Annotated in this window: 32 protein-coding genes; 18 read left to right on the forward strand and 14 right to left on the reverse strand. The window is 72.9% G+C overall.

Annotation, left to right across the window (positions count from 1 at the left end; all coding sequences use genetic code 11):
• Positions 1-331: 331 nt before the first annotated feature.
• Positions 332-850 (reverse strand): CvpA family protein, encoded by a 519-nt coding sequence (locus PP1_RS14265; protein WP_010241821.1) that lies wholly within the window; start codon positions 848-850, stop codon positions 332-334.
• 157 nt (positions 851-1,007) lie between these two features.
• On the opposite strand from PP1_RS14265, the gene PP1_RS14270 reads away from it, so the two are divergent.
• The 4 genes from PP1_RS14270 (at position 1,008) to PP1_RS14285 (ending at position 4,910) form a co-directional block, all read left to right on the forward strand.
• Positions 1,008-1,673, forward strand: a complete 666-nt coding sequence (locus PP1_RS14270) for a DUF4383 domain-containing protein (RefSeq protein WP_010241820.1) — start codon at positions 1,008-1,010, stop codon at positions 1,671-1,673.
• Between the two features lie 95 nt (positions 1,674-1,768).
• Positions 1,769-3,415: a PP2C family protein-serine/threonine phosphatase gene (locus tag PP1_RS14275; RefSeq protein ID WP_010241819.1), complete on the forward strand. Its 1,647-nt coding sequence runs from the start codon at positions 1,769-1,771 to the stop codon at positions 3,413-3,415.
• On the forward strand, positions 3,412-4,554 hold the full coding sequence (locus PP1_RS14280; protein ID WP_010241818.1) for a cobalamin B12-binding domain-containing protein: 1,143 nt from the start codon (positions 3,412-3,414) through the stop codon (positions 4,552-4,554). Before PP1_RS14275 ends, PP1_RS14280 begins: the two co-directional genes overlap by 4 nt.
• The gene (locus PP1_RS14285) at positions 4,551-4,910 is read left to right on the forward strand and encodes an STAS domain-containing protein (protein WP_010241816.1); all 360 of its coding nucleotides are present in this window, start codon (positions 4,551-4,553) and stop codon (positions 4,908-4,910) included. Before PP1_RS14280 ends, PP1_RS14285 begins: the two co-directional genes overlap by 4 nt.
• 15 nt (positions 4,911-4,925) lie before the next feature.
• Here PP1_RS14285 and PP1_RS14290 read toward each other — a convergent pair whose 3' ends face one another.
• Positions 4,926-5,867, reverse strand: a complete 942-nt coding sequence (locus PP1_RS14290; RefSeq protein WP_033200580.1) for a ring-cleaving dioxygenase — start codon at positions 5,865-5,867, stop codon at positions 4,926-4,928.
• Between the two features lie 90 nt (positions 5,868-5,957).
• On the opposite strand from PP1_RS14290, the gene PP1_RS14295 reads away from it, so the two are divergent.
• Positions 5,958-6,107 carry a hypothetical protein gene (locus PP1_RS14295; RefSeq protein WP_157179035.1) on the forward strand — a complete coding sequence of 50 codons (150 nt, stop codon included), beginning with the start codon at positions 5,958-5,960 and terminating at the stop codon, positions 6,105-6,107.
• A gap of 34 nt (positions 6,108-6,141) precedes the next feature.
• Positions 6,142-6,687, forward strand: a complete 546-nt coding sequence (locus PP1_RS14300; protein ID WP_010241811.1) for a Dps family protein — start codon at positions 6,142-6,144, stop codon at positions 6,685-6,687.
• A 58-nt stretch (positions 6,688-6,745) separates the two neighbouring features.
• Here the strand turns inward: PP1_RS14300 and PP1_RS14305 are convergent, their stop codons facing one another.
• Positions 6,746-7,069: a DUF3040 domain-containing protein gene (locus PP1_RS14305; RefSeq protein ID WP_010241808.1), complete on the reverse strand. Its 324-nt coding sequence runs from the start codon at positions 7,067-7,069 to the stop codon at positions 6,746-6,748.
• Between the two features lie 295 nt (positions 7,070-7,364).
• On the opposite strand from PP1_RS14305, the gene PP1_RS14310 reads away from it, so the two are divergent.
• On the forward strand, positions 7,365-9,134 hold the full coding sequence (locus PP1_RS14310) for a BCCT family transporter (protein WP_010241806.1): 1,770 nt from the start codon (positions 7,365-7,367) through the stop codon (positions 9,132-9,134).
• A gap of 41 nt (positions 9,135-9,175) precedes the next feature.
• Here PP1_RS14310 and PP1_RS14315 read toward each other — a convergent pair whose 3' ends face one another.
• From PP1_RS14315 to PP1_RS14325, 3 genes are all read right to left on the reverse strand, one after another.
• Positions 9,176-9,883 (reverse strand): metal-dependent transcriptional regulator, encoded by a 708-nt coding sequence (locus PP1_RS14315; protein ID WP_029240003.1) that lies wholly within the window; start codon positions 9,881-9,883, stop codon positions 9,176-9,178.
• Positions 9,884-9,978: 95 nt separating this feature from the next.
• Entirely contained in the window at positions 9,979-10,503 is a 525-nt protein-coding gene (locus tag PP1_RS14320; RefSeq protein WP_010241803.1) for a TetR/AcrR family transcriptional regulator, read from the reverse strand.
• Positions 10,496-10,825, reverse strand: coding sequence for a DMT family transporter (locus PP1_RS14325; protein ID WP_010241802.1), 330 nt, complete (start codon positions 10,823-10,825; stop codon positions 10,496-10,498). Before PP1_RS14325 ends, PP1_RS14320 begins: the two co-directional genes overlap by 8 nt.
• Positions 10,826-10,951: 126 nt before the next feature.
• Here PP1_RS14325 and PP1_RS14330 point away from each other — a divergent pair, with 126 nt between their 5' ends.
• The 4 genes from PP1_RS14330 (at position 10,952) to PP1_RS14345 (ending at position 14,308) form a co-directional block, all read left to right on the forward strand.
• Positions 10,952-11,833 (forward strand): nicotianamine synthase family protein, encoded by an 882-nt coding sequence (locus tag PP1_RS14330; protein WP_010241801.1) that lies wholly within the window; start codon positions 10,952-10,954, stop codon positions 11,831-11,833.
• Between the two features lie 55 nt (positions 11,834-11,888).
• A complete protein-coding gene (locus PP1_RS14335; protein WP_010241800.1) occupies positions 11,889-12,062 on the forward strand; it encodes a hypothetical protein in 174 nt (57 codons plus the stop codon).
• Between the two features lie 93 nt (positions 12,063-12,155).
• On the forward strand, positions 12,156-12,884 hold the full coding sequence (locus PP1_RS14340; RefSeq protein WP_010241799.1) for a response regulator transcription factor: 729 nt from the start codon (positions 12,156-12,158) through the stop codon (positions 12,882-12,884).
• Positions 12,885-12,898: 14 nt separating this feature from the next.
• A complete protein-coding gene (locus PP1_RS14345) occupies positions 12,899-14,308 on the forward strand; it encodes a sensor histidine kinase (RefSeq protein ID WP_033200578.1) in 1,410 nt (469 codons plus the stop codon).
• Here the strand turns inward: PP1_RS14345 and PP1_RS14350 are convergent.
• Positions 14,284-14,643, reverse strand: a complete 360-nt coding sequence (locus tag PP1_RS14350) for a TraR/DksA family transcriptional regulator (RefSeq protein WP_010241797.1) — start codon at positions 14,641-14,643, stop codon at positions 14,284-14,286. The genes PP1_RS14345 and PP1_RS14350 overlap by 25 nt on opposite strands.
• A gap of 76 nt (positions 14,644-14,719) precedes the next feature.
• Between PP1_RS14350 and PP1_RS14355 the strand changes: the two genes are divergently transcribed.
• Entirely contained in the window at positions 14,720-15,181 is a 462-nt protein-coding gene (locus tag PP1_RS14355) for an NUDIX domain-containing protein (RefSeq protein ID WP_010241796.1), read from the forward strand.
• Positions 15,178-15,495: a putative quinol monooxygenase gene (locus PP1_RS14360; RefSeq protein WP_010241793.1), complete on the forward strand. Its 318-nt coding sequence runs from the start codon at positions 15,178-15,180 to the stop codon at positions 15,493-15,495. Before PP1_RS14355 ends, PP1_RS14360 begins: the two co-directional genes overlap by 4 nt.
• Before the next feature lie 3 nt (positions 15,496-15,498).
• On the opposite strand, the gene PP1_RS14365 is transcribed toward PP1_RS14360, so the two are convergent.
• Entirely contained in the window at positions 15,499-15,837 is a 339-nt protein-coding gene (locus PP1_RS14365) for a YnfA family protein (protein ID WP_212592131.1), read from the reverse strand.
• On the reverse strand, positions 15,834-16,565 hold the full coding sequence (locus PP1_RS14370) for a MerR family transcriptional regulator (RefSeq protein ID WP_010241791.1): 732 nt from the start codon (positions 16,563-16,565) through the stop codon (positions 15,834-15,836). The genes PP1_RS14365 and PP1_RS14370 overlap by 4 nt, the downstream gene beginning before the upstream one ends.
• Before the next feature lie 704 nt (positions 16,566-17,269).
• Here PP1_RS14370 and PP1_RS14375 point away from each other — a divergent pair.
• From PP1_RS14375 to PP1_RS14385, 3 genes are all read left to right on the forward strand, one after another.
• Positions 17,270-17,461 carry a hypothetical protein gene (locus tag PP1_RS14375; RefSeq protein WP_139323751.1) on the forward strand — a complete coding sequence of 64 codons (192 nt, stop codon included), beginning with the start codon at positions 17,270-17,272 and terminating at the stop codon, positions 17,459-17,461.
• Positions 17,458-17,757, forward strand: a complete 300-nt coding sequence (locus PP1_RS14380; protein ID WP_010241789.1) for an Lsr2 dimerization domain-containing protein — start codon at positions 17,458-17,460, stop codon at positions 17,755-17,757. Before PP1_RS14375 ends, PP1_RS14380 begins: the two co-directional genes overlap by 4 nt.
• A gap of 234 nt (positions 17,758-17,991) precedes the next feature.
• The gene (locus PP1_RS14385) at positions 17,992-18,642 is read left to right on the forward strand and encodes an LmbU family transcriptional regulator (RefSeq protein WP_168170519.1); all 651 of its coding nucleotides are present in this window, start codon (positions 17,992-17,994) and stop codon (positions 18,640-18,642) included.
• Between the two features lie 8 nt (positions 18,643-18,650).
• Here the strand turns inward: PP1_RS14385 and PP1_RS14390 are convergent, their stop codons facing one another.
• From PP1_RS14390 to PP1_RS14410, 5 genes are all read right to left on the reverse strand, one after another.
• Complete coding sequence (locus PP1_RS14390) at positions 18,651-19,595, reverse strand: TAXI family TRAP transporter solute-binding subunit (protein ID WP_075313932.1); 945 nt, start codon at positions 19,593-19,595, stop codon at positions 18,651-18,653.
• 2 nt (positions 19,596-19,597) lie between these two features.
• Positions 19,598-21,010 (reverse strand): sensor histidine kinase, encoded by a 1,413-nt coding sequence (locus tag PP1_RS14395; protein ID WP_075313931.1) that lies wholly within the window; start codon positions 21,008-21,010, stop codon positions 19,598-19,600.
• A gap of 5 nt (positions 21,011-21,015) precedes the next feature.
• The gene (locus tag PP1_RS14400) at positions 21,016-21,699 is read right to left on the reverse strand and encodes a response regulator transcription factor (RefSeq protein WP_029240001.1); all 684 of its coding nucleotides are present in this window, start codon (positions 21,697-21,699) and stop codon (positions 21,016-21,018) included.
• A gap of 148 nt (positions 21,700-21,847) precedes the next feature.
• Positions 21,848-22,618, reverse strand: coding sequence for a YoaK family protein (locus tag PP1_RS14405; RefSeq protein ID WP_010241782.1), 771 nt, complete (start codon positions 22,616-22,618; stop codon positions 21,848-21,850).
• A gap of 124 nt (positions 22,619-22,742) precedes the next feature.
• Positions 22,743-23,432, reverse strand: coding sequence for an alpha/beta fold hydrolase (locus tag PP1_RS14410; RefSeq protein WP_010241780.1), 690 nt, complete (start codon positions 23,430-23,432; stop codon positions 22,743-22,745).
• A gap of 513 nt (positions 23,433-23,945) precedes the next feature.
• Between PP1_RS14410 and PP1_RS14415 the strand changes: the two genes are divergently transcribed.
• Together PP1_RS14415 and PP1_RS14420 are read left to right on the forward strand one after the other, a co-directional pair.
• Positions 23,946-24,578 (forward strand): helix-turn-helix transcriptional regulator, encoded by a 633-nt coding sequence (locus tag PP1_RS14415; protein WP_010241778.1) that lies wholly within the window; start codon positions 23,946-23,948, stop codon positions 24,576-24,578.
• Between the two features lie 103 nt (positions 24,579-24,681).
• Positions 24,682-25,014, forward strand: a complete 333-nt coding sequence (locus PP1_RS14420; RefSeq protein WP_029240000.1) for an antibiotic biosynthesis monooxygenase family protein — start codon at positions 24,682-24,684, stop codon at positions 25,012-25,014.
• Positions 25,015-25,043 lie beyond the last annotated feature (29 nt).

Genomic DNA, 25,043 nt, shown 5'->3' on the forward strand with positions numbered 1-25,043 from the left:
CCGGCTCCTGCACTCGCGGACACCCGGGACGGGTGATCCGTGAGAGCAATGTGCTGCCGCGCGGCTGTCATCCCGCACCACCTGCACGAACGTCCGCGCCCTCCGTCGACGTCGGGCGGGATCACCGCCGCGGTGGGGAGCGGTCGGTGCACCTGTCGTCGCACCGCGTCGTCCCGTTCCGTGTCCTGTCACCGCATCAGGGGGGTATCCGTCCCGCTTCTGACGCGTTGACCCGACGAGTGCTCCTCGTCGGGTCCTGCAGCGCGTCGGGGGCGAATGCGCGTCGCGATCGGACGAGGAGCACTCCCTTTCCCCGGCTACGCGGGGATGCTCAGGCGGGTGGTCGTGCGGCGTCGACGACGTCGTGCGCCGCGGACGTCGTCGCGGGGAACAGGCCGCCCACCGAGGCGAGCACGTGGCTCTCCCCGCCGAGCGCCTCGACCACCGAGGTCACCGGGGTGAGCGCCGCCGGCCCCACCATCGCCGGGACGACCCAGGACACCAGCCACATCACGAGCAGGGCGGTGACCCCACCCGTCACGGCGCCGACCAGGCGGTCCAGGAACGTCAGCTTCGCCCTGGCGAGCACCCGGCTGACCAGCCCGCCGAGGAACCCGCCGACGACCGAGCCCAGGAGCAGCCCGGCGCCGATCCCCAGCAGTCCCCACAGCCATGCCGAGTCCGGGGTGTCGCCGTAGCCCGCCAGGTTGGAACCCCAGGCGGCGCCGATCCCGGCCCCCACCACGAGCCCGAGCAGCCCGCCGGCCCTGGCGACGCCGTCCACCCTGCGGAGCCCGCCCACCGCAGCGGCCAGCACCACGATCACGACCAGCACGTCCAGCCAGGTCATGGCTCCCCCTTCCCGGGACGTCGTCCCCAGAGTGCCCACCGAACCTGAGACGCGGCTGAGGCACGGCCCCGGACCGGCCCCGCGGCCGTCCCGGTGTGCGCCGACGGCCGGGCGGGTATCCCCTGGGTCGCCCCGCGCCACGGAACGGAGGGACGACATGACTTCACCCGGGTCCGACCCGCGCCTGCTCGACCTGCTGCACCGGATCAGCTCCGCGCTGGTGGGCACGGTGCTCTGGGTCTTCGGATCGCTCGGCTTCGCGGACACCCTGGGTGTCCTCACGACCGACGGTCCCCCGCTGCTCGGGATGAGCACCAACACCCTGCTCTCCACGATCTCGCTGGTCGTCGGCACCGTCCTGATCGCGGCGGCGATCCGTGGCGGTCGGCTCGCCTCGACCGTGGCGGTCACCGTCGGCGCCCTGTTCCTGCTGTCGGGCGTCGTGAACGTCGTACTGATCGGCACGTCCTTCAACCCGCTGGCGTTCCGGATGCCCAACGTCGTGTTCAGCCTCGTCGTCGGGCTGGTCCTGCTGTCCCTCGGCGCCTACGGCCGGTTCAGCGGCCGGCTGCCCGACGACAACCCGTACGCCGCCGAGCAGCGTCACCACGTCGACGCGGAGGACGGTGCCGACCGGGACCAGCTGCTGCCCCGCGACGAGGCCGGGATCGAGGCCGCCCGTTCGCTCGCCGAGACCGAGCGGACCGTCGCCGCCGGCGGCGGCACGGAGCGGGAGCGCCGTCTCCTCACCGAGGTCGACGCCCTCCGCGATCCGGCCGATCGCCGAGCCGCCTGGCAGGAGAGGACCGGATCGGGGAGCTGAGTGGTGATCGTCCGCGTACGCGGTACCGTGGGCCATTCCGTCCCGGGAGGGACCCGGGGCGCCGACGACCGGCCGGACGGGAGCCAGGAATCGACGTGACCGAGACGGGACCGACCGTCGGCGAGCCGACCACCACGGTCGACGCGCGCTGGGCGGACGCCCCCTGCGCCGCCGTGACCGTCGGCGCCGACGGCATCGTGCTGGAGGCGAACGACGCCGCGTACGGCGTCCTTCCCCAGGTCCGCACGGGCGAGCCGCTCGACCGCGTGGTGCCGTGGCTCGCCACGGCCCATGCCGCGACGTCCGAGCAGACCGGTACGCCGTCCGCGTTCTCGGATGTCATCGAGGGGCGCGCCGTGGAGGCGCAGCCGGTCCGGCACGACGACGGCTCCGTCACCTGGTGGCTGATCGACGTCACCGACGTCCGCTCCATCCGCGACGAGCTGCAGCTCGAGCAGGCCCGTGCCGCGTTCCTCTCCGAGGCCTCCGCCGCCCTGCTGGGATCGCTGAACCTCTCGCGGTGCATGGAGGTCACGGCCGAGCTCGCGGCCGGACGGCTGGCCGACGGGGCGCTGGTGATCACTCCGGCGACCCGCGGGCAGTTCCAGGTCGTGTCCGCGACCTCGGGCGACACCGGCACGCCGCGCAGCGCGCTGCTGCGGTTCGACCCCGACGAGGTGCCCGGGCTCGCCGAGGCGCTGCGGGGTTTCCCGCCGGTGCCGTCGCGCTGGATCGACCCGGCCACGGCGCCCGCCTGGGTGGCCCCGGGCGGTCTCGGCGAGGTCGGCTCGATCGTCGTCACACCGCTGCCCGGGCACGGGATCCCGGCCGGAGCGCTGGTGCTGCTGCGCCGGGCCGGTTCCGGGCCCTTCAGCGAGGGTGAGGAGGCGACCGCGCGCGAGTTCGCCGCGCGCGCCGGCCTCGCGATGTCGGCCGCCCGGATGTTCGCGCAGCAGGCGTCGATCACCGAGACGCTGATGCGGGAGCTGCTCCCGCCGACGCTCCAGCACGTGTCCGGCGTCGACTTCGCCGGTGGCTACCGGCCCTCGCAGGACCACGAGCGGGTCGGCGGCGACTTCTACGACGTCCACGCCGCGGCCGAGGAGTCCGGCGAGACCCTCGCCGTGCTCGGCGACGTGTGCGGCAAGGGGCTCGAGGCCGCCGTGCTGACCGGCAAGATCCGCAGCGCGGTGCACGCCCTGCGCCCCATGTCGGGCGACCACCTCCGCCTGCTGCGCCTGCTCAACGACGCGCTGCTCAGCGACGACCACGCCCGCTTCGTGACCCTCGTCCTGGCGTCGGTGACCCGCCGCGGTTCGGACGTCGACGTGCGGCTGACGTGTGCGGGTCACCCGCCGCCGTTGATCATCCGGGCGGACGGCCGGGTCGAGGAGGCGGCCACGCTCGGCACCCTGGTCGGCGCGCTCCCGACGGTCGAGGCCACCACCTACGAGACCCGCCTCGCCCCCGGTGAGACGTGCCTGCTCTACACCGACGGGATCACCGAGGCGCAGGGCGGGCCGCTGGGCCGCGACCAGTTCGGCGAGGACCGGCTGCAGCGGGTCGCCGCCGAGTGCACGGGGCTGCCGGCCGAGGCCGTCGTGGAGCGGGTCCAGATGCTCGCGTCCGAGTGGGTCGGCCGCAACACCCACGACGACATGGCGCTCCTCGCCATCACCGCCCCGCGCGGTAGCCACCTGACCGCCGTCGGCGGGCACGGCCGGGGCCGGTACACCGCATGACCGGCGGGCCCGAGACCACCGGACAGGTCGCCCGGTACGCCGACCTCCTGTGGGACGCCGTGCTCCGCGGCGACGAGTACACCGCCGTCGACGTCGTGGTCGACGCGCTGCGTGACGGCGTCGACGCCGAGTCGGTACTGCTCGAGATCATCGGGGCCGTGCAGGGCCGGGTCGGCGAGGAATGGGCGGCGAACCGGATCTCGGTCGCCCAGGAACACGCCGCGACCGCCATCAACGATCGCGTCATCGGCACCATCGCGCTCACGAGCGGGCGTGGCTCCGGCGAGCGCGGGCGGATCACCGTCGCGTGCGTCGACGGTGAGTGGCACGCGCTCCCCGCCCGCCTGCTGGCCGAGGTCCTCCGGCTGCGCGGGTTCACCGTCGACTATCTCGGGGCCCAGGTCCCGTCCCCGCACCTGATCACCCACCTGCACCGCACCGGTCCGGACGCGGTGGCCCTGTCGTCGTCGATCGCGACCCGGCTCCCCACCGCGCACGCGACGATCTCGGCCTGTCAGGCCGCCGGGGTACCGGTGATCGTCGGCGGGCCCGCGTTCGGGCGGGACGGACGGCACGCCCGGCAGCTCGGCGCGGACGCCTGGGCTCCTGACGCGCGGGCCGCCGCCGACACGCTGACGGCGGGCCTGCCGGCCCCGGCACACCCGCACGCGCAGCCGATGGACGACCTCCCCCATCTGTCCGACCAGGAGTTCACCCTGGTCAGCAGGAACACCACGCAGCTCGTCGCGGCCGTCGTCGACCGGCTGCCCGAGCGGGTGCCGTCGATGTCGGGCTACGACGAGGCGCAGCGGATGCACACCGCCGAGGACGTCCGGCACATCGTCGACTTCCTCGGCGTCGCGCTCTACACCGGGGACTCGCGGGTGTTCACCGAGTTCCTCGACTGGACTGCCGCAGTGCTCTCCGCCCGCTCCGTCCCGGCAGGCGTGCTCGTCCCGGTGCTGGACCTGCTCGCCGACGAGCTGCGCGACTTCGTCCGGGCCGCGGAGCTGCTCCGCTCGGCGTCCGCCGGGCGGGCCGCGATCGACGCGGCCGGTGCCGCCGCCGAGGGACCCGGCGCCCCGCCGGGACCGGTTCCCGGCGATGCTCCCCTGCACCGGACCGGGGGGACCACGTGAACGCCCCGCGCGAGCTGTCGCTGACCTGGACGACCCCGCAGCCGGGGGTCGCGTCCGTGCACGTCGCCGGCGATCTCGACTACGACAGCGCCGACGCGCTGACGTCCGCTGTCGACGACCGGCTGCGCACCGCTGACCTGCGCGAGCTCCGGGTGGACTGCTCGGACCTGGCGTACTGCGACTCCTACGGTCTGTCCTCGCTGCTCATGGTCCGTCGCCGCACGGCGTCGGCCGGGGTGCCGATGCACCTCGACAACCGTGGCCCGGGGCTGGAGCGGCTGCTGCGGGTCACGAAGACGCTCGATCACCTCACCGGCGGGACGGCCGGTGTCCGCGAGGAGCAGTTCGACTCCTGATCCGGCCCGGCGGGCTCAGCCCCCGACGGTCACCGGCGGAAGGTTCGCCTCGATCGTGGCGCGGTCGGGCTCCAGCCACGGCGGCAGCCTCAACGTCCTTCCGAGCTCGAGCAGCGGCTCGTCGACGTCGAAACCGGGCCCGTCGGTGGCGATCTCGAAGAGCACCCCGCCCGGCTCCCGGAAGTAGATCGAGGTGAAGTACTGCCGGTCGAGGACGGCGGTGACGTCGAGGCCGCGCTCGACCAGCTCCGCCCGCCACCGCTCCTGGGCGGCGCGGTCGGCGACCCGGAACGCGATGTGGTGCACCGTGCCACCGGCCTGCAGTCCCTGACCGGACACCCCGCCGACGACGTCGACGGTCGTCGCGGCCGGGCCGGGCGCGGTGAACCGGGAGCGGGCGCCGTCGTCGCCGGCGTGACTCAGGCCGAGTTCGGTCAGCATCCGCTGGGTCGGCTCGGCCTGCTCCTCGGAGAGCGTGACGGCGTGCAGGCCACGGACCGCGTGCTCGGCGGGCACGCTCCCGGAGCCGTCCCAGCCCGAGCGGTGGTCGCCGGGCGCCGCGACCAGCTCGACGACCAGACCGTCGGGGTCGCGCAGGGTCAGGGACTCCTCGCCGTCGCGGGTGACCGGGGCGTCGGCGTCGACGCCCAGCCCCGCCAGCCGGGTCCGCCACCAGCCCAGCGACTCGGGTGGGATCCCGAACGCGGTCGAGGTGGTCAGTCCCGCGCCCTGCCGCCCCGGCCGGACGCCCGGCCACGGGAAGAAGGTGAGCAGCGTGGACGGGCGGCCGGCGCCGTCGCCGTAGTAGAGGTGGTGGACCTGCGGCGCGTCGAAGTTGACGGTGCGCTTGACCAGGCGCAGGCCGAGCACCGAGGTGTAGAAGTCGGCGTTCCGCTGCGGATCCCCGGCGATGGCGGTCACGTGGTGCAGGCCGTGCGGGATGTCGTCGGTCGTCATGTCCACCTCCGGGACGTTGCCGTCACAACTATCACGATCCGGCCCGGCCGTGCGGACATGAACCCGTCCGGGGCCGGGTACGCCCCTGTCATGACGACGCCGCACGAGCCCCACACCGAGGGTCGGCCGGTCCCCACCGAGCAGAGCGACACACCCGTGGACGAGAGCCCCGACGGGGACGGCGTCCACCTCGGTGAGCAGCCGGTCGAACGGGACGACGACCGTCCCGCGGCGTCCTGAACGACGACACGACCCTTCCGAGAGGAGCACCTTCATGGCCACCGTCCGTTACACGGTTCCCGGACTGGAGCGCGCCGAGGCCGAGCAGATCGTCGGCCTGCTCCAGAACCGCCTGCACGCTCTCAACGACCTCCAGCTCACGCTCAAGCACGTGCACTGGAACGTCATCGGCCCGAACTTCATCGCGGTGCACGAGATGCTCGACCCGCAGGTCGACTCCGTACGCGGCTTCGTCGACGACGTCGCCGAGCGCATCGCCACCCTGGGCGGCTCGCCGGACGGCACCCCGGGTTCCCTGGTGCGGGAGCGCACCTGGGGTGACTACTCGATCGGCCGGGACGACGCGATCGCCCACCTCGGGGCGCTCGACCTCGTCTACAGCGGAGTGATCTCCGACCACCGCACGCAGATCGAGAAGCTCGAGACCCTCGACCAGGTCACCCAGGACATGCTGATCGCGCAGGCCGGTCAGCTCGAGCAGTATCAGTGGTTCGTCCGGGCGCACCTGGAGAACTCCGACGGCTCGCTGAACACCGCGGGCAACGCGACGGAGTCCGGCGCGGCCGACGCCGCCCGCTGACCCCTCGGCACACCCGTACCGGGCCCGGTCCCACCCAGGGGCCGGGCCCGCGGTGTGTCTACAGCTCCCCGTGCCGCCGCGCCCAGACGAGGCACCCCACCGGCACGACGACGAGCAGCACACCCAGGACGACGCCCGGGGCCACCGCCGCCGGCAGCGCCAGCACCACCAGTCCGAACACGACCGCGACCGCCATCACCGCGCCGACGACCCACCAGCGCAGCGGGGTCCCGGTGCGATGCACGGGCGGGTGTTCGTTGCCCTCGACGCCGGCGAGCCGGTGGGCGAGGCCGGGGTCGTCCCGCTGGGTCGACGCCGAGATCTGCTCCAGCACCCGTCTCTCGTCGTCGTCGAGCGGGCGCTCAGGCCGGTCGTCGCGCACCGACGGCCCCCTCGTCGTGGGCGGAAAGCGTGTCAGGAGCACGCTAGTCCCGCCCGGTGACCGTCGCCACCCGACGGCGTCGTGACCGAATCGTGTCACCGCCGTACGCCGGCGCCTCCTCGTCGCGGTTCTCCTGGTCAACCGGACACCACACCCGTTCCCGCGGCTCGGCCCGCTCTGCGGGGCGTCCCGTCACGGGCTGCCACGGCTCCGCTCGGGCCTTACAGTCGTCGATCGACCCATCGGGGGGTTTCGTCCCGTACGACCTGTTTCACGGCTAGCGGAAGGTCCGGAATTGATCACGCGATATCTCAAGGAGCACACGAGCCCACCGGTCTTCATCACCTCGGCCGTCCTGGCTCTCGCGTTCGTGCTCTGGGGGGTCCTCTCCCCGTCGACGCTCGGGGCCGCGGCCGACACGGCCAACGGCTTCGTCACCGGCAACCTCGGCTGGCTCTACATCTTCTCGGCGAGCGGCTTTCTCGTCTTCGTCATCGTCCTGATGTGCTCGCGCTACGGACGAGTGCGGCTCGGGCCGTCGGACTCGACGCCGGAGTACAAGACGATCTCCTGGTTCGCGATGCTGTTCACCGCGGGCATGGGTATCGGGCTGGTGTTCTACGCGGTCGCGGAGCCGGTCACCCACTTCACCGCGCCGCCGACGGGCGAGGGCGCGACGCCCGAGGCCGCGCAGGACGCGATGCTCTACACCTTCTACCACTGGGGCCTGCACCCCTGGGCGATCTACATCGTCCTCGGGCTCTCGCTGGGCTACTTCTCCTTCCGCAAGGGGCTGCCGCTGCGTCCCGCCGCGGCGCTGTACCCGCTGATCGGGAACCGGATCAACTCCTGGCCCGGGTACCTGGTCGACGTGCTCGCGGTGTTCGGCACCCTGTTCGGCCTCGCGACCTCGCTGGGCATCGGGGGCCAGCAGGTGGGCGCCGGCCTGGAGACCCTGTTCGGCATCGAGAACACGACCACGCTCCAGGTGGTCCTCATCCTGCTGATCACCGCGGTCGCGGTGGTGTCGGTGATGCTCGGCATCGACAAGGGCATCCGGAACCTGTCGCTGATCAACCTGTGGCTCGCGCTGGCGCTGATGCTGTTCGTGTTCTTCTTCGGCCCGACCCGCGACCTGCTGAACTCGACCGCCTCGAATGTCGGGACGTACATCCAGCAGTTGCCCGGCCTCAGCTTCGAGACCTTCCCCGGTGACGCCGACGCGCAGAGCTGGCAGTCGAGCTGGACGCTGTTCTACTGGGGCTGGTGGATCTCCTGGTCGCCGTTCGTCGGCATGTTCCTCGCCCGGATCTCCTACGGACGCACGATCCGGTCCTTCATCGGTGGTGCACTGTTCGCCCCGGTCGGCGCCTCGATGGTGTGGCTGAGCATCTTCGGTGACAGTGCACTGGACCTGCTCCAGGGGGATCCGGCGAACCCGCTCGCCGGCGCACCGGACTCACCCGAGACGTCGATGTTCACCCTGCTCCAGCAGCTGCCGGTGTCGGCGGTGCTGGCGACCATGGCCTCGGTGCTCTCCATCGTGGTCGTCGTGCTGTTCTTCGCCACGTCGTCGGACTCCGGCTCGCTCGTGGTCGACATCCTCACCAACGGCGGCGACCCGAACCCGGCGTGGCAGCAGCGGCTGTTCTGGGCCGTCCTGGAGGGCGTCATCGCCGCGGTCCTGCTGGGCGCGGGCGCCGCGGCCGGCGAGGACGCGTTGTCCGCCCTCCAGACCGCATCCATCCTGGCCGGCCTGCCGCTGTGCATCGTGCTGATCCTCATGGCGGTCGGGCTCACCCGTGGTCTGCGGAGCGAACGGTTCGTGGTCGCGATACCGGTCGAACCGTCGCCGGCGGTCTCGCTGCGGACCAGCACGCAACGGACCGGTCCCGGAACCACGGGGACGGACGGCGGACCCGAGTTCGCGGACGGCCCGCTGCACACCGAGACGGCGGTCGCGACCGTCGCGACGTCACAGGCGCTCGAACCCGACGACGGCACCGCACCGGACGGCACGACGGACTCCGCGACGGAGACGCCCGGCGGTACCGGACCGCGCTGACCCCCGCGGCGGGGCCGGCCTTCCCGGTCCCGCCGCGGTCGTCAGGCGGGTTCGTCCGCCCCGACCCAGAGCGCACGGGCCAGCGACGGCCCCCACTCCTCCTCGGCGTCGGCCGCGGTCCGGTCCTCCGCGTCGCCGCGGCGCAGCCGCACCACGAACGGGCCGTCGAACGGCTTGCGGGTGAGCAGGTCGACGCGGTCGCCGAGCCGGACGTCGTGGGCGTCGAGGTAGCGCAGCACCTCCGGGTCGGTGTCGTCGACCCGGACCAGCTCGCCGCCCTCGCCGAACTTCAGCTCGGGCAGCCGCCGCGCCCGGACCTCGGGCATCCGGCCGTCCCGGCCCGGGATCGGGTCCCCGTGCGGGTCGTACCGCGGGTGGCCGAGCCGGTCGTCGATCCGGTCCAGCAGCCGGTCGGACACCGCGTGCTCGAGCGCCTCGGCCTCCTCGTGCACCTCGTCCCAGGCCAGGTCGAGCTCGGTGACCAGGAACATCTCGATCAGCCGGTGCCGGCGCACGACGGCCAGCGCGGACTCCCGTCCGGACGGCGTGAGTGTGATGCCCGCGTACCGGGCGTGATCGACCAGACCCGCCTCGACGAGCTTGCGCACCATCCCCGACGCCGACGGCGACGACACCCCCAGCCGCTCGGCCAGTGCGGAGACACCCACCGACCCCTCCCAGCGCTCCGCCAGCAGGAAGATCGTCTTCAGGTAGTTCTCCACGGACTCCGAGTGGCGATCCGGGCTCATGCGGCCCACGGTATCCCGCGCGCGTCCCGGCCCCGACCGGCCGTCGGGCGCGGCCGTCCGGGAACCCACCCGTCCGGGGTACCGGGCCCGGACGCTCAGCCGGCCACGAGCCGGGTCAGCGGCCCGGTGTCGTACGGGGAGCCGAGCGCGGCGCCCAGGCAGAGCCCGTTCACCGCGGCGACCAGGAGCGCCCGGCGTCCGTCGTCGCCGGGGAGCAGGCGGGCGGCCGCTCCGGCGAGCGCCGTGTCCCAGCGGTGCAGCTCGCCCCGCAGGTCGTCGCGGCGGGCGGCGTGCAGGAGGAGCTCGTACTCGGCGACGGTCAGCAACCGGTCCTGGCGGGCACAGTCGTCGACCAGTGCGACCAGCTCACCGACCGAGCCGAGAGCCTCCAGGCGGGCCACCCAGCGGTCGTTCACGTCGGTGAGGGCCGCGATCAGCAGGCCGTCGACCGAGTCGAAGTAGTAGAGGACGGCGCTCGGCGGCACCCCGGCCTCCGTCGCGACCGCCCGCTGGGTCACGGCGGCGGTGCCGGACCGCCCGACGAGCCGCATCGTCGCGTCCAGGAGGGCGCGACGGCGCCGCTCCCCCTTGCGGAGCCGCCCGTCGGACGTCTCAGGCATGCGAGGACGACCCACCCATCTCGAGCGCGAGCACACCGCCGATGACCATCGCGATCCCACCGACCTGCACCCAGGTCAGGGACTCCCCCAGGAACGCCGCGCCGATCAGTGCGACGAGTGCGACGCCGACGGCCGCCCAGACGCCGTAGGCGATCCCCAGCGGCATCCCCCGGGTCAGTGCCTGGGACAGCGCCCAGAACGCGGTCCCGTAGCCGAGCACCGTGACCAGCGACGGCACCAGCCTGCTGAAGCCCTCCGAGAAGCGCAGCGAGACGGTGGCCGTCACCTCCGCGAGCACCGCCAGCGCCAGCCATCCCCACATGCCGTTCCTCCTCGGTCGCGTCCGGCGTCCGCCACGCTACCGAGAATGTGGAGCAAACGCTCTGTTTTCTACGCCACCCGGTCGACCGACATGCGTAACGGTTTTCATTGGATACGGTGGATCATCGTGACCACGCAGAGCAGCCGTCCGATCACCACATCCGGCTTCCCCGGACCCCGCCGTCACCACGACGGGGACGACGTCACGCTGACGGTCGCGCGACTGGTCGCGCTGTGCGACGAGCTGGAGCAGACGGACCTGCGCCCCGCCCCGGAGGTCGACGCGGCGTTCGGTGAGCTCGTCGGGCTGTGTTGTCATCCACCCACCGGCGACACCGCCCGCGTCCTCGAGCAGATCGCGCCGCACGCGGACCGCCTGCGCGAGCTGTCGTCCACCGGTGAGGGCCGGATGGAACAGCACTGGGCGGCGCGGATCGCCGCAGCCGCCGACCCGGTCGCCGAACTCGATCTCTTCCCCTACCTGGGCAACTACCACGATCTCGTCCGGCTGGAGCTCGCTTCCCTCGACGCGGTCGGGGTCCCCGCACCGCGCCGGGCCGTCGTGCTGGGCTCGGGCCCCCTGCCGCTCACCGGGCTGGTGCTGGCCGCCCGGCACGGCGCCGAGGTGGTGCACGTCGACCGTGACGCCGACGCGGCCCGTGCGGGTGACGCCGTCGCCACGGCGCTGGGGATCCCCGCCCGCACCCTGGTCGCCGACGTGACCGCGGCCGTCCCGGACCCCGGTCTGGACGCCGAGCTGGCGCAGGCCGACGTCGTGCTCGTCGGCGCGCTGGTCGGGGCGGACGCCCCGGAGAAGCGGGCGTTGACCACCCGGCTGGCGGAGGCCGCGCCCGGGGCGACGCTGCTGGTGCGCACCGCGGCCGGGCTGCGCACCCTGCTCTACCCGGAGGTGACGGCCGCGGACCTCCCGGACCTGGACGTCCTGCTGGAGGTCCATCCGTGGACCGACGTCGTCAACTCGGTCCTGGTGGCGCGCGGCGGGCGGTGAGACGCGGGGAGGGCCGTCCTGGACGGCGCACCGCCCCCGGTGGTCCGATGGCGGCGTGCCCGACACACCGCCCGCCGGAACCCCGGGCACCGGCGACACCGACGACGTCGGTGACCCGGTGTGCTGGCTGGACCGGCTGTGCCCGGACTGCGGGGCGATGCCCTCCCCCGGTGACGACGGCGCCCCGCCACGGACCTGCTGGCGCTGCGGCGCCGCACTCGCACCCTGACGACCCCGTGTACTTGCGATCTCCTGACGATCGCCCGGCGGGCGCCACGGTCGCACCGCGGTGGCGCGGCCCGCAGGGCACCCTGGGACCACCATGGCTGAACGCGGCGTGACACGGACCCGGGTCCTGCTGGTGGACGACGACGTCCGCATCGGGCGCGCGCTCGGGCTGGCGCTGGACGACGAGGGTTTCGACGTCGACGCCGTCCACACCGGCGAGGAGGCCCTCGAGCGCGCGGGCGACCCGGGCATCGACCTCGTCCTCCTCGACCTGATGCTGCCCGGCATCGACGGGTTCACCGTCTGCCGGCGACTCCGCGACGCCGGCGACCTGCCGATCATCATGGTGACCGCACGGTCGGACTCGGCGGACGTCATCACCGGGCTCGAGGCGGGTGCCGACGACTACGTGACGAAACCGCTGGTCGCCGGCGAACTCGCGGCCCGGATCCGGGCGTTGCTGCGGCGGCGCCGCCCGGCACCCGCCGCGCCGCGCCGGCTGGTGCTCGGCGACGTCGAGCTGCGGCCCGACGAGGGCGTCGTGCTGCGGGCGGGCGCGCCGGTGCACCTCACCCGCACCGAGTTCCGGCTCCTCGCCGAGCTGGCCGCGGCCGCCGGGCGGATCGTCACCCGGGACGAGCTGCTGTCGCGGGTGTGGGGCTACGAGTACCACGGCGACACCCGGCTCCTCGACGTCCACGTGCGACGGCTGCGGCGCAAGGTCGAGACCGACCCGGACCGGCCGTCGGTCGTCCTGACGGTCCGGGGCGCCGGGTACAAGGTCGGGCAGGCCGAGGAACCGGTGCCCGGCCGGCCGGCGTGACCCGGCACGGCAGGATGCCGTCCGTGCTCGACCGCCTGCCACTGCGCCACCTCCCGCTGCGCCACCGCGTCGGCGTCGCGTTCGCGCTGGTCTCGCTGGTCGTGACCGGGCTGTTCGCCACCGTCACCTGGAACCTCGCCTCCTACCACCTGGAGGAGCAGCGGATCGAGGGCGCGGTCCGGCAGGCCGACGTCAACCTGCGGCTCGTCGAGCAGGCCGTCACCACCCGGCCCGACGGGGACGGTCTGGGCGAGCTGCTCACCGGCCTCGCCGGCACGCCGGACACCACCGTGGCGCTGCGCCGCGACGGCCGCTGGACGACCAGCGGTCGTGCGGTCGACCCGGAGCTGCTCCCCCGCTCGCTGCTCGACGCGGCACGGCCGGGTGTCCCGGCCCGCGAGCAGCTGGTCGTCGGTGGGATGCCGGCACTCGTCGTCGCCCATCCGATGCCCGGCGGGGACCTCCTCGTGGAGGTCTTCCCGATCCAGCGGCCCGACGGCACCCTGCGGTTCCTGGGGCTGGTCCTGTTCGCCGGGGTCGCCGTCAGCACGGTGCTCGGGCTCGCGCTCGGCCACTGGGCCGGACGGCGGGCGCTGCTGCCGCTCACCGAGCTCACCCGGGCCGCCGGACGGGTCGCCGGCGGCGACCTGGCCGCCCGCCTCCCGGACAGCGCCGACGCCGAGCTCGCGCCGCTGGTCGCCACGTTCAACCGGACCGCCGACGACCTGGAGCACCGGGTGCAGCGCGACGCCCGGTTCGCCGCCGACGTCAGCCACGAGCTGCGGTCGCCGCTGACCACGCTGGTGAACGCGGTGGCGGTGCTGCGCAGGCGGCGTGCGGAGCTGCCGCCGACGGCGCAGCAGGCCGTGGACCTGCTCGACGGCGACGTCCAGCGGTTCCGCCGGATGGTGGTGGACCTGCTGGAGATCTCCCGCAGCGACGATCTCGAGCGGGAGCCGTGGGAGCTCGGGGAGCTCGTCCGTGGCCTGGTGGCGGCCCGGGGCTGCGGCACGCCGCCGGAGATCGACGCCCCCGCCGCGGTGACCGTCCACGCCGACCGGCGGCGGCTCGACCAGGTGCTCGGCAACCTGCTCGACAACGCCGACGCGCACGGCGGCGGCGCGCTGCGGGTGGGCGTCTCGGCCCGCGACGGCCGCGCCCGCATCGAGGTCGACGACGACGGTCCCGGCGTCCCGGCCGGGCGCCGGACCGAGGTCTTCGAGCGGTTCTCCCGCGGGACCCTCGCCGGGAGCCGTGGCGACGGCGGCGGCACCGGGCTGGGTCTGTCGCTGGTCGCCGTGCACGTCCGGCGGCACGACGGCAGCGTGTGGATCGAGGACCGGCCCGGCGGTGGTGCCCGGGTGGTCGTGGAGCTGCCCGGTGGGGGCGGCGCGCCGGATCAGCGGGGCCCGGGGCCCGGCTGACGGCCGCGGCGCGGCCGGGACGCGCAGGTGATGCAGGTCGTCGTTGCGGGCAGCGCCTCGAGGCGTTCCGTCCCGATCGGCCGTCCGCAGAGCACGCAGACGCCGTAGCTGCCGTCCGCGACCCGCTCCGCGGCCCTGCCGAGATCGGCGTGCTCCCGCTCGGCCACGTCGAGCAGCCCCTGCAGCTGCGCCCGCTGGACGGCGATCGTGACGCCCTCGGGATCGTGCTCGTCGTCGTGGCTGGTGAAGGCCTGCTCCTCGGCCAGCGCCTCGATCTCCCGCCGCAGCGACGCGATCCGGCCGGCCACACGGGCGCGCTCGGCGGCGAGGTCCATGCCCGAAGGATGACCGACGCGGGCCCTCCGGGGGAACTCGCGCGCACCCGGCGGCCGCGGGTGCGAGGGTGCACCCGTGGATCACCTCGCGCGTCCGGTCTCCGGTGTCGGTGTCGTCCTCCGGCGCGACGACGGCCGGGTCGCGATCGGCCATCGCGTCACCGCCGGCGAGACGCCGAGCTGGTCGTTCCCCGGCGGGCACCTCGAGGGCGCCGAGGCCCCGGTGCGGACCGCGCTGCGCGAGCTCGCCGAGGAGACCGGGGTGGTGGCCACGACCGGCACGCTGTTCGCGGTGTGCGTGCGGACCGCCGGCAGCGGCGTCACGTTCGCGGTGCACGTGCCCGCCCCGGCCGGGGCCGAGCTCGCCGTCACCGAGCCGCACGCCGTCGACGCCTGGACCTGGGCCGATCCGGACGACCTGCCGGAACCGCTGTTCGCGCACACCGCCGCGGTGCGGCACGCGTGGCGGTCACCGGGCGTCCAGCTGGCGGGGTGGGACCTGCACGCGGTGGCGGGCGGGGTCGCCCTCGACCGATGAGTACGGCCGGCGGGCGCGGTCACCAGGACATGCTCATCGTCGCCGGACACCTGCTCGTCGACGCCGCGGACCGCGACCGCTACGTCGCCGACTGCGCGACGGTCGTCGCGCTCGCCCGCGGTGCCGCCGGATGCCTCGACTTCACGATCACCGCCGATCCGCTCGACCCGCAGCGGGTGAACGTCTACGAGCGCTGGGCGGGCGAGGACGAGCTGCTGGCCTTCCGCGGCTCCGGCACGGACGACGGCACCGCCGCGCGGATCCTCACCGCCGACGTGCACCGGTACTCGATCTCGGCCGTCGGGGAGCCCTGACCCTCAGAGCGCGCCGGACCTCGGCGCATACATGATCACGGCGACGCCGGCGAGGCAGATCAGCGCGCCGGTGACGTCGTAGCGGTCCGGCCGGAACCCGTCGGCGACGACACCCCAGGCCAGGGACCCCGCCACGAACACCCCGCCGTAGGCCGCGAGGATCCGCCCGAAGTTCGCGTCCGGCTGCAGGGCCGCGACGAACCCGTAGATCCCCAGCGCGACCACGCCCGCCCCGATCCAGATCCAGCCACGATGCTCGCGGACCCCCTGCCAGACCAGCCACGCGCCGCCGATCTCGAACAGGGCGGCGAGCAGGAACAGCAGCACGGACTTGAGGATCAGCACGGGAGGACTCCGGTCGGGGCCGTGAACAGGTCGTCGAGCAGGTGCCGGGCGTCGGGAGGAGCGGACGCGTCGAGCCGGGCGCCGTCGTGGGTGACGGTGAGGGTGAAGGTGAGGAACGGGCAGCACCGCACCTCGTCGGCGATCAGCGCGGCGATCCCGGCGGTGCGGTCGTGGTCGATCTCCGTCCGGACGCTCCCGTCGCCGAGACGCCGGGGCGCCGTCCCGGTCAGGACCGTCCGCCAGCGGTCGAGCCGGGCGGCGTGGTCAGCGGGATCCAGCGCGCAGGCGACCGGGGGTGGCGCGTCCGCGGCCGGGCCACCACCGGTGAGGAAGGCGCAGTCCGGGTCGCACGGTGCGTCGCGGTCGGGCAGGGCGCGCAGCCGGTCCCGGGCCGCGACGAGCCGCCCGCGGAACGCACGGAGGTCCCGGACGCGGTCGTCGGCCGCGTCGATCTGGCCCGTGACCAGCGGGAGGAGCCGGCTGCGGACGTCGCGGCACATGCCGTCCCGCCAGACTCCGAGCAGGTCGCGGATCCGGTCGAGCGGGAGCCCGAGATCCTTGGCGGTGACGATGAACCGGACCCGCTCGACGTCGCGCTCGTCGTAGCTCCGGTAGCCGCCGGGGGTCCGCCGGGCGGGGAGCAGGCCCCGGGACTCGTAGTAGCGCAACGTCGTCGACGGGACGCCGACCCGTTCGGCGAGCTGCGAGATGCGGTAGCGGACCACGGCGCGACGGTAGACCTTCGAGCCGGGTCGAAGGTCAAGCGTGCGCGGGGCGGCACGCGTGGCCGTTCCGCACGCCGGAACCCGGCCCCTGATGGTGCAGCCGACCGCGGGCGGTGAGCCGTTGCCGCTCTCCACGCACGGAGAACCGGATGGGCGACGCGGCGGAATTGTTCGGAGTTCTCGCGGGGCGACCGGCCAGACACCAGGATCGGATGCCCGCAACCGTAGTGACCGGACACGCTCCATTCACTCCGCTCACTCTGTTCTTCGAGTCGAAGTTGCATCGGGTCGCAGTTTCGGTAATCATGTCCATCGGTGTCGCCGACGTTGTGCCCCCTCCGACGTCCGGCGTCGGCGACACCGACCCAGCGGATGTATTCCACAGACCGTGCATTGTCACCGCATGGCCCGGCCCACCGGCGACAGTGACGATCGCGCCTGGTCACGGCGCCTCCTGAACGGACAGTCGAAGATTCTCGTCCTGCGCCCTTCACCGAGGCGTCCTGCCGACCGGACATCTCCTCCACGGCGAGGAATCACCCCCCCCAGAACGCCGGCCGAACAGTCTCCCGCGACGGGGTCGACATATCGGCATCAGCGGCGACCACGCCACACGGGCGCCGAGGACCCCGACGACGAGAAATTCGAGAATGGGAACGATGCACACCCCGAAGTGTCGTTGCAGAGTATTCATGGTCCGGCGCGTGCTCTTCGCCTCTGTCCTGGGGATCGTGATGGCCGGCCTCCTGGTCGTGGCGGGGGGCTCCCTGGCCGCACACGTCGTGGCGTGGCTGTTGCTGACCGCCGGCGCGGTACTGCTGTCGGTGGGAGCGGTCGTCGCCGTCCGCGACGACAGAGGCCATGGTCGTCCGGTGCTGCCGGGCAGCCGACGGTGAGCGGCTGGGTCGCGAGCTCCGAGATCATCGCGTTCGCGCTCGACGGGCAGCAGTACGAGGTCGAGTTGACGCCGGCGGAGGCACGCGCCCTGCGCGCCGCGCTCCATCCGTTCGTCGTGGCCGGGCGCCGCGTACCCGCACCCGTCCGGCATCCGCGCCGGAGACGCCGACCACGGGGCCGGAACCAGGTCATCCGCGACTGGGCGCGCGCCAACGGCTACTTCGTGGCGGACCGGGGCCGCATTCCCGACGCCATCGCGGACGCCTACCGGGAGCACGAGCGGGGAGAGCCATGATTGCACCGCACTCCGCGACGCCCTGAGCACGAGCCGTGGCGGGCACGCGTCCGCCGCGACGGCACGTCCCGTCGACCGGACACGCCACGCCGCGCCGCCCGCCGTCATCGCCTCGCCGGGCACGACCGACAACGTTAAGAACGCCTGAGGAATGGGCGACGGTGCGGAACTCTTCGCGTACACGGCGTTAATCTCGGAGTACGTCTGCTGGCGGTCACCGAGGACGAAGGTTTGATGACGAAGAACGATACCCCGGGGGCGGCTCTGGACGCCCTCGCCCGCTGTAGTTCCCAGCCCAACAAGGTGTTGCTCACCCGAGTGGGCCTGACGCTCCCCGATGATCTGGATCTGGCCGAGTGGGAACGGGCCGGGATGCAGATCCAGCGCATCATCGATTCGTCGACATGGTGCCTCGGCGACTGGCTGATCTTCGGCCGGGAACATTTCCCGGGCCGCTACCGCCACGCGATCGATGCCGTCGGGCTGAAGTACCAGACGCTGCGCAACTACGCATGGGTGGCGCAGCGCTATACCGTGGAGCGACGTCATGCGGCGCTCACCTTCCAGCACCACGCCGAGGTGGCCTCGCTCCGCGACCCCGAGCAGGACCACTGGCTGCGCGAGGCGGCGAGGAACGGCTGGTCCACGAAGCAACTCCGTGCCGCGCTCCGCAACGCGATCGAGAACGATCCGTCCGGCCGGAATCCGTCCGGTGTCGTGCTCCCACGGTTCCGGATCGACGAAGGCCGGCTGACGCAGTGGCGCTCGGCGGCCGAGCAGGCCGACATGTCGTTCGACGCCTGGGTCATCGCTGCGCTCGACGTGGCGGCCGACCAGCCGCGGGCGGACCAGCCGGTGTCGGACCCGCTGTCGCTGCCCGGCTGACCGGAGTCCTACGACATGTTCTTGAGCGCTCGATACGCGCGCTCCGCGCCCCGGTGCAGGGGAACGGGCAGCGTCATGATCGCGATCATGGGGTCGATCGCACGGGCGACGGGTGCTGCCCGTACCAGATCGGCCCGCCGGTTCATGGTCGTCAAGGTCAGCGCGTACGCCAGCTCCTCAGGCAAGTCCTCCCGCACGAGCAGCAGGTTCCGCACCGCCACCGTGTCGATGGGGCCGGTGGTTCCGGTATAGATCCCGCGCGGGACCACGGTGGCCGAGTACAGCGGGAAGTGCTGCCGGAAGATCGGCACCAGACGCTCCAGATCGAGCAGCCTGACCGGGTACCGGCGGGATGCCTCGACGATGGGGAAGGTCGGGACCGCTCCCGCCCACAGGAACGCGTCGATCTCCCGGCGCTCCAGCGAGACGATCGATCGCTGGAGTCCCTCCTCGCGCGCCGGCTCCTCCGCGGGATCGATGCCGGCGAACTCCAGGATGCGCGGTGCGAGCGCCCGTATCCCGGACGACGTGTCCTCGACGGAGATGCGGCGGCCGCCCAGGTCCGCGATCTCCCGCAGGGCCGACTCCGCCGGCACGACGGCGTGGACGACGTCGTCGTGAAGACGCGCCAGCGCCCGCAACGCGAATCCGGGCGATCGCTCCAGCTCGGCCATGGCGCTGTCCACCGTCGCGATCGCGACGTCGGCGGTGCCACTGCGCAGGTGGTTCATCGTGCTCGCCGAACCCGGTCCACGGACCACGTCGACCTCGACGCCACTGCCGATCCTCCATTCGCGGGCCAGTGCATCGCCGAGCCGATACTGCGGTGCTTCTCCCGCGATCGTGGCGAAACGGATCCTTCCGGTCGCCTCTGCCGCATGACAGGAACTCACCAGCCCGGACGCGAGCAGGAAAAGGACGCTGCGCCGCGTCAGGGGCCGGCCACTCGCCATGGTCATCCTCGGGTGGAATGTGATGTGCGCAGAAGAGTCAGCACGGCTTCCACACCGTTTCCCTCGCGCGGGGACCGAAGGGTCAGTCGCCCATTGTTCCGATGGGCGAGGCTGGCGGCAATGGGAAGGCCGAGGCCGGTTCCGGAGAGCGGATCCTGGCCGGGTCCGCGCCAGAATCGTTGGACCGCCTTGCCGTGGTCGTCGGCCGGGAGCCCGGGCCCGTGGTCGCGGACGCGCACCTCGAGGGTGTCGGGGTCGGCGGCGACGACCGACAGCTCGATGTCCGTCGTCGGGGGCGCGAAGCGGAGCGCGTTGTCGATGACGACGTCCAGCACGGTCTCGACGTCGTCGGGACTGGCGAGCGCGTAGCCGTCGACCGTGTCGTGGACGACCAGGCGGACGGACTCCAGCTCGGCGAGCGGGCTCCACGCCTCGGTCCGGCTGTCGATCACCGCGCGGAGACGGCAGTGCCGGGTCCGCGCCGGCCGGTTCTCCGCCTTCGCCAGCGCGAGCATGCCGTCGACGAGCTCGGAGAGGCGGTGCACCTCCCGCAGCGCGGAACCGAGCTCCTCCTGGAGCCCCCGATCCACCTTCACGGTCACCGCCAGGAGCCGGATCCGCAGCGCGGTGAGCGGGTTCCGCAGCTGGTGGCTCGCATCCGTGGCGAAGGCGCTCTGACGCTCCAGGAGGCACGCCAGCCGCTTCTGGAGGTGGTCGAAGGATCTCTCCAGCCCGACGAGTTCCGGCGGACCCTCCGGAGAACCGAGCGGTACCGCCGTGCGCCCGATCTCGATGTCCCTCGTCGCGTCGGCCATGCGCGCTTCGAGACGCCTGACGGGCTGCAGGATCCACGTCCCGAGCCGGACGGCCGTCAGCAACGCGAGGCCGGCCAGGACGACGGCCCCCAGACCGAACAGTGCCCACCGGGTGGCGACGAGCACGCGCATGGGGCGGGTGGGCGAGATCGTGACGGCCGCGCCGAGGATGCGCCCCTCGGCGATGACGGGAACCGCGACGATGAGCGGGCGTGACGTCCACGGCCACGTGATGTCCTTCGACTGCGCGGGCCGCCCGGCGAGCGCGGCAGAGGTGATCGACTCGTTCCTCAGGAGCTCCGAACGATCCGCGTCGCTCAGCCGGTCCGGCGCCATCAGGATCTCCTGTGACGTGTCGACGAGGAGCACGGTGATCCCGTACAGGTGGTGGTACTGCGCCGCGTGAGCCCGGAGATCGGTGTACGCCGTCTCCACGAGAGGGCGTTCCGCGAGGGCGGCGAACCAGCTCGTGTCCGACAGCCGGTCGTTCCGCAGCTGCTGTTCCGCCCAGAAGTTCGACAAAAGCGCGAGCGGCCCTCCCAGCGCGACGATGGCGATCACGACGGCGGCCATGAGCGCCGTCACCATGCGTACCCGCATCCCGGCTACTCCGGTCGCCGCGATCGATCGGTCGTCACCGCGAGGCGGTACCCGACCCCGCGGATCGTCTCGATCACGCAGGTCCGTCCCAGCTTGCGGCGCAACGTCGCGATGTTGGTGTCCAGCGTCCTGTCGGCGCCGGACCACCAGCGGCCCCAGATCTGGGCGATGAGGCGGCGACGGGTGCACACCGACCCGTCCGCCTCGGCGATCGCGACGAGCAGCTGCAGCTCCTTGGTGCCCAGGAGGACCTCGTCACCGCCGACGAACACCCGGTACGACGCCAGGTCGATCTCGACGTCGCCCGCGACGACGACCGACGACCGGGACCGCAGGGCCGGCCGGGGACGGAGCGTCGCGCGCAGCCGCGCGAGCAGCTCGTCCACGTGGAACGGCTTCACGATGTAGTCGACGGCCCCGGAGTCCAGACCCAGGATCCGGTCCTCCACGTCTCCCCTGGCCGTCGTGATGACGACCGGGACCAGCCGGCACTGACGCAACTGCCGGCAGAGTTCGATCCCGTCCACATCGGGCAGTCCCAGGTCGAGCACCACCACGTCACAGAATGCGACGAATGCGAATGCATCGGAACCCCGTGACACACGGTCGTAGAGGATCGCGTGCGCGTCGAAAGCAGCGCCCACGGCGGAAGCAACTCCGTCGTCGTCCTCCACCAGCAGCACGCGCATGTTCGAGAGTGTTACACCTGTCTGCGGCCAGGATGTCGATGACACTCCTCAGGGCAGAAATCGGCCGTGCCGCCCCATGCGTCACTTCGGATATCCGGCTCGCTCACCGGACAATTGATGAGGACGCGACCGACCGTTACCCCGCCCCTCACACAGGGAGCGGGGCGACCCCGGCTGCCGCCCGGCACGCCGGGTGCCGGGCGTCCGATCCGTCGCCGGTACGGCTCCGGTGGTCGGTGTGGGCCACGCCGGCCATGGCCAGGACCGCCGCCGCCACCATCACGACGGGGAGGAGGTAGGCCAGCGCCGGAGCGACACCGTGGACGAGCGCACCGACCGCGGCCCCGGCCACGACGGTGAGGATGCGCAGCCCGGCGTTGCCGTCCCAGCGAGGCCGGTCGACGTCCACCATCGAGGACACCCAGTTCGTCACCACCCCGGTCATGTAGTTGGTGGGGGTCCCGATCGGACCGACGTGACGGAACGCCGCGGCCTGCAGGCCCATCGCGAGCGCGCCCCCGGACACGAGCACGGCGACGTGGAGGGGCTGGTGTCCGAGGGACGACAGCGTCCACCATCCGAGTCCGACCAGGACCAGGGCCAGGAGCTCTCCCGCCAGGGCGACGCACACCGCGTGACGCCACGGCAGCCTGCGCAGAGCGAGGCCCACGACGACGGTCCCCAGGCCGAGCCCGATGACGTAACCGCCGAGCGCACACATCGGCGACGACACGGCCGCCCAGTTCCCGTGCCCCAGGACGAGACCGAGATGGACGAAGTTCCCCGTCATCGCACCGGCGAACACGCCGTCGAAGGCGAAGAACGTGACGGCGTCCAGTGATCCTGCCGTCGCTGCCAGCAGGATCGTGACGACACCGAGAAATCGAGGGGCGCGTTCCGGGAGGTCGAAACCGTTCATGCCGACATCCTGATCATCGCCGTGCAACGATTTCAAACAGCGCGCCCACACTGTGGGATTTCATTAAAGAAACCCTATGGGGCGGCTATTTCTCAGCTATTTTCGCCCGGAACGGGCACCTTTCTCAGTGCACCCGGCCGAGGATCACCGCCAGCTGGTCGGGCATCGAGGCCGTCGGGTGGTGGGAGGACGGCAGCCGTTCGACGTGGTCGGCCGCGGCCGCCATCTCCTCCTGCTGCTCCGGCGGCAACGCCTCGTCCTGCTCGGTGACGACGTACGTGGTCGGGTGCGTGCGCTCCGGCGCGGAGCTGACCGACACGGCACTGGAGATCGACTGCGGCATCATCCGGCGCAGGCCCGCCTCGGCCTGGACCTTCTCGACGTCGGCGCACAGCACCTGACGGAGGAGCTCGAGGTCGTCCGTCGCACGGAGGGTCCCGTCCTCGTACGGGGCGACCCAGCCCGGCGGCGGGCCCCCACGGGTGAGCAGGTCCATCATCGACTGGTCGCGTGCGGGCCACGCGGCGCAGACGTAGACGGAGTGGACGACGCGCGGATGGTCGGCCAGCTCGGTGACGACCATCCCGCCGTAGGAGTGCCCGACGAGGACGACATCGTCGCCGGTGCGCTCGACCAGCTCGGTGACGACCTCCACGTCGTCGGCCAGGTCACCGAGGGCGGCCGGATCGGGCCCGGCGCTGGGGAGCTGCTCGACCACCTCGACGCGGTGCCCCGACTTCTCCAGCCGCAGGGCGACGTCGTCCCAGAACCATCCACCGACGAATCCACCGTGCACCAGGACGAAGGTGGTCATCGCGGAAGCCTCCGTGCTCCGTACGCCGGACCGCTGGGTGCAGCAGTGTGTCCGACCGGCGCCGGGAGCTCATCGGCTCGATTGACGAGGCGCCGACCGGACGTCTTCGATCGTCGCCATCGGTGCACCCCCACCGGTCGCGGCAGGGCCGGCCGAGCGACGGAACGGACTCATCGGTCGTCCAGCCGGATACCCACCGCTGTTCGGGACAGGGAGACGCCGGACGGCTGGCATGTGCGCCGAGTCACCCCCGGACAGCACCGCCGCGGGCGGTGACGGGTGAGCAGTCCGCCGCATCGGGCCGGAGCGCGCCCGCTCGTGCGGACGGCGAGGGGCGAGTCATGGCGGAGAGCGGTCCGGCCGTACGTCGGCTCCGGCTGGAGACCCGCGACGTCGAGACGGGCCACGACCTCCTTCGACAGCTCCAGCTCGGGCGGCGCCACCGAACAGGTGGGCACCGGGGACCTGCTCCTGATGGCGCCGTAACGTCCGATCAGCTACGTCCTGGACAACATGGACGTCCTCCCGGTCCGGCTCGACCGGGCCGACACCTGTGCCGTCGCCGAGGACCTCACCGGCGTCGAGGCCACCCGCGTCCGCTTCGCCATGTCCCGTCCGCTCGGCCCGGCCCAGGTCCGCTACTGGAAGCGCGCCGTCGCCCACGTCACCCGGAACGTCCTGGCCCACGACGAGCTCGCCCGCCGGCCGCTGATCCGTGCCGAGGCGTTCCGGCTCCTGGCGAGCGCGCTGATCACGACCTTCCCGAACAACGCGCTCGGCGCGCTCGGCGAGCGGGCGGCGCCGGGAACGTTCACCGCGACACCGGCCGTCCTGCGCAGGGCCGTGGAGTTCATCGATGCCAACGCCCACCGCGACATCGGACTCGCCGAGGTCGCGCGGGCGGCGCGCATCGGTCCGCGCGGGCTCCAGCACCTCTTCCGCCGCCACCGCGACCAGACGCCGCCGGAGTACCTGCGCCGGGTCCGTCTGGAGGGGGCGCACGGCGACCTGGTCCTCGCCGTCCCCGGCGACGGCGACACGGTCGCCGCGATCGCGGCCCGCTGGGGCTTCGCCCACGCCGGGCGGTTCGCCGTCGAGTACCGGCGGGTCTACGGGCGCTCACCCGGTCAGACGCTGCGCTCCTGACCCGCGCGGGGCACCGGTGGGCCTGCACGGCGATCGGGGCGGGTAGGACACAGGGGTCGGAATGGCAGTGGCGGGGCGGACCGCTGCCTGCGACGGTGCCGGGGTGAGTGCCCCGCACCGCCTGCTGGCGTCGACACCCGAGCCGCCGTACGTCGCCGTCATCTTCTCGTCCGTCCGGACGGAGGGGGACAACGGCTACGAGGCCATGGCCCGGTCCATGCTGGCCCTCGCGTCGGAGCAGCCGGGCTTCCTCGGAGCCGAGGACGCCCGCGAGGACGTCGGCATCACGGTCTCCTACTGGCAGGACGAGGCGGCTGCCCGGGCGTGGAAGCAGGTCGCCGCCCACCTCGTCGCACAGCGGCGTGGCCGCGACGTCTGGTACTCCGACTACCGCGTGCGGGTCGCGCAGGTCGTCCGCGAGTACGGGCCGGAGTAGCCGCGGACGCTCATCCCCGCGTCGAGGTC

Source organism: Pseudonocardia sp. P1 (genome assembly GCF_000178675.2).
Taxonomy (GTDB): Bacteria; Actinomycetota; Actinomycetes; order Mycobacteriales; family Pseudonocardiaceae; genus Pseudonocardia.